We start from the raw sequence: 4,042 nt of genomic DNA, 5'->3' as shown, positions 1-4,042 counted from the left end.
GGCTCATCGACGTGGAGGGTTTGGGGCAGGGTGGCGTGGCGCATGGCCTGGATCATCTTGATGACGCCGCCGATACCGGCCGCCGCCTGGGCGTGGCCGATGTTGGACTTGAAGGAGCCCAGCCACAGGGGTTCGTCGCGGTTCTGTCCGTAGGTGGCGAGCAGGGCCTGTGCCTCGATGGGGTCGCCGAGCGTCGTGCCCGTGCCATGGCCCTCCACCGCGTCCACCTCATCGGGGTTGAGCCCGGCGTTGGCCAGCGCGGCGTTGATGACGCGTTGCTGCGAGGGACCGTTCGGCGCGGTGAGGCCGTTGCTGGCGCCGTCCTGGTTGACCGCCGAGCCGCGTACGACGGCCAAGATGGTGTGTCCGTTGGCCTCGGCGTCCGAGAGTCGTTCGAGCAGGACCATGCCCGCGCCCTCGGCCCAGATCGTGCCGTCGGCGGCCGCCGAGTAGGACTTGGCCCGGCCGTCGGGCGCCAGCCCGCGCTGTCGGCTGAACTCCAGGAACATCCCGGCATTCGCCATGATCGTCGCGCCACCGGCCAGGGCCATCGAGCACTCGCCACTCCGCAGGGACTGGCACGCCAAGTGAAGCGCCACCAGCGACGAGGAGCACGCGGTGTCGACCGTGACCGCCGGGCCCTCGAAGCCGAACGTGTACGACACCCGCCCGGACGCCACGCTCGCCGTCGTACCCGTCAGCAGGTAGCCCTCGACGGGTTCGCCGCCGTGATGGGTCAGCGAGACGTACTCCTGCGCCGCCACTCCCGCGAAGACACCGGTGTCGCTGCCGCGCAGGGTGTCGGGACGTATGCCCGCGTCCTCGAACGTCTCCCAAGCGGTCTCCAGAAGGAAGCGCTGCTGGGGGTCGAGCGCGAGGGCTTCGCGCGGGGTGATGCCGAAGAACTCGGGGTCGAAGCGGTCGGCGTCATAGAGGAAGCCGCCCTTCTGGACGTAGGTCTTGCCGCGCACGTCGGGGTCGGGGTCATAGAGGTTCTCGACGTCCCAGCCGCGGTTGTCGGGGAACGCCCCGACCGCGTCGCGGCCCTCGGCCACCAGCCGCCACAACTCCTCCGGTGTGCTCGCGCCACCGGGGAAACGGCACCCCATGCCCACGATCGCGATCGGCTCGACCGTGTCGGTCGTCGCCGGTGCGGTACGGGCGGTGCGGCGGGCCACCTGAGCGCCGGTCGCCTCCGCCTGCCCGCTGCCCACCAGCTCGCCACGGATGTAGCTCGCCAGCACCGCGGGGGTGGGGTAGTCGAACAACAGGGTGGAGGGGAGGCGCATCCCGGACGCCTTGTTGAGCGAGTTGCGCAGCTCCACCGAGCTGAGCGAGTCGAAGCCGAGGTCCTTGAACGAGTGCGCGGGGTCGATCGCGTCGGGCGAGCCGTGTCCGAGGACGGTGGCCACGTGACCGCGCAGGAAGTCCAGCACGATCCGGTCCTGCTCGGGCTCGGGGTGACCCGCGAGCGACTGCCGCAGGCCGCCCGCGTCCGCTCCGGCCGTGGCCGACTGGGCCGCGCTGCGCAGGGGCGTGCGGACCAGGCCGCGGAAGATCGGCGCCACGGGGGCGGACGTGGCGCGGGCACGCAGGCCCGCGAGGTCGAGCTTGGCCGGGACCACCACGGCCGGGGCCGCCGCCAGCGCCGCGTCGAAGTGGGCGAGCGCCTGGTCGGCGGGCATCGGCAGCAGCCCGTTGCGGCTCATGCGCGCCCGGTCCTGCTCATCGAGGGTCCCGGCCATGCCGCCGCCCTGATCCCACAGCCCCCAGGCGAGTGACGTCGCGGGCAGCCCGCACGCACGGCGGTGCTGGGCGAGTCCGTCCAGGAAGCTGTTGGCGGCCGCGTAGTTGGCCTGCCCGGGAGAGCCGAGGACACCGACCGCCGACGAGAACAGGACGAACGCGTCCAGGTCCAGGTCCCGGGTCAGCAGATGGAGGTTCCACGCGGCGTCCACCTTCGGGCGGAGCACCCCGTCGAACCGCTCAGGACCGAGCGCCGTGACGATGCCGTCGTCCAGAGTCCCGGCGCAGTGCACCACCGCACCGAGCGGATGCTCCTCCGGCAGACTCCCGAGCAGGGTTTCCAGGGACTGCCGGTCGGCGGCGTCGCAGGCCGCGATCGTGACCTCGGCGCCGAGTTCGGCGAGTTCCGCGGCGAGGGTGTTCCCTGCCTGCGGGCCGCTCCGGCTGATGAGCAGCAGCCTCCTGACACCGTACGTGCCGACCAGGTGGCGGGCGAGGAGCGTGCCCAGGGCGCCGGTGCCGCCGGTGATGAGCACCGTCTTGTCCGGGGTGAACGGCGCCGGAGAGGTGTCGGGAGTGTCGAGGTTGGCCGTACGGGCGAGACGCGGGGCCAAGAGCGCACCGTCGCGTACGGCGAGTTGGGGTTCTGTCGTGGCGAGCGCCGCCGGGATGGCTCCCAGCGAGGCATCCGAGCCGTCGAGGTCGATCAGGGTGAACCGGTCCGGGTGCTCCGACTGAGCGGTGCGGACCAGCCCCCAGACCGCCGCTCCGGCCAGGTCGGTCGGCTCGTCGCTCGTCCCGGTGGACATCGCGCCCCTGGTGAGGATCACCAGACGGGAGTCCGGCCGGTCATCGGACACGACGGCCTGGACGAGGCCGAGCACGCGATGCGTGAGGTCGCGGGTGGCCTGGGCCGGGTCGGGGCCGTTCTCGTCGTCCTCGGAGACACACCACGTGACGAACACCTCGGGCCCGGTGGCGTCGTCGTCCCGCTGCGCCGTGGGGAGCGCCACCGCGTCCTGCGGGACCTCGACCGTGCCCTGTATCTCCTCCTCGGGCGTCGGGACGGCGAGCCAGTCGACCTCGTACAGCTCACCGGCGTCGGCGGCGCGTGCGGCGGCGAGTTGGTCGGGGCCGACCGATCGCATGATGAGGGCGTCGATCGTCATCACCGGCGCACCCGTCTGATCCGCGATGACCAGCGACACCGTGTCCGGTGTGGGCCACATGAGACGAATCCGCAGGGCGCTCGCCCCCGTCGCGTGGAGGGTTACGCCGCTCCACGAGAACGGCACCCGGATGGCGTCTTCCGCCGCCTCGCGCCCCGCGACGAGCGCCGCCGGCTGGAGCGCCGAGTCGAGCAGACCGGGATGGATGCCGTACGCGCCGGGGTCGGCGTCCGTGGGGAGGGACACTTCCGCGTACGTGGTGTCCCCGTCCCGCCAGGCCGCGCGCATCCCCCGGAACAGCGGTCCGTAGCCGAAGCCCGCGTCGGTGACCCGCCGGTAGAACTCCTCCGTGTCCATCGGGGTCGAGGCGGCCGGGGGCCAGACATCGTCCGTGAGCACGCCGGTCGTGGTGGGTGCTTCCCGCTCCTGGGCCGCGAGCACACCCGTGGCATGGCAGGTCCACTCGTTCTCGGCCGGGGCGTCCTCCGGCCGGGAGTAGACCGCGAGGGAGCGCCGCCCGGAGTCGTCCGCCGGTTCGACGAGCACGCGCAGCTGGAGGGCGCCGCGCTCCGGTACGGCGAGGAACACGTGGTGAGTGAGCTCCTCGATGTGGTCACAGTCCACGTGGCGTGCCGCGTGGAGGAGGAGATCGACGAAGGCCACACCGGGCACGATCATCGCGCCGAAGATGGCGTGCTCGGCCACCCAGGCGGGATCGGATCCGGAGACGCGGCCGGTGAAGAGGTGTCCGCCGCCATTGGGCAGTTCGGCCAAGGTGGTCAGCACCGGGTGGCCCGTCGCCGTCAGCCCCAGACCATCGGCACCCGCGGTGGGCCTGGGCCGCTCCAGCCAGTAGCGCCGGCGTTGGAAGGGGTAGGTGGGAAGCGCGGTGGGTGTGCTGGACTCGCCGATCAGGGGAGTCCAGTCGACGTGGACGCCGTGGGTGTGTGCGGTGGCCAGGGCGGTGAGGAACGTGTGGTTCTCGTCCCGCTCGCGGTGCTGGACAGGGATGAACGCGGCGTCGTCGGCGTCGTCGGTCACGCTGTCCTGGGCCATGGTGGTGAGGGTGGCGTCGGGGCCGAGTTCGAGGTAGTGGCGGACGCCGTGGGTGTGGAGGGTGGTGATGC

At 72.1% G+C, this 4,042-nt stretch carries 1 protein-coding gene; it reads right to left on the bottom strand.

The window, feature by feature from the left end; translation table 11 throughout:
* Positions 1–4,042 (bottom strand): type I polyketide synthase (locus EEJ42_RS33530; RefSeq protein WP_123105807.1); only part of this gene is annotated, 4,042 nt, incomplete at both ends.

This window comes from Streptomyces botrytidirepellens, assembly GCF_003721215.1.
GTDB lineage: Bacteria > Actinomycetota > Actinomycetes > Streptomycetales > Streptomycetaceae > Streptomyces > Streptomyces himastatinicus.
Note: the sequence above shows the minus strand (reverse complement) of the source record. Positions and strands in the feature narration are given on the sequence as shown.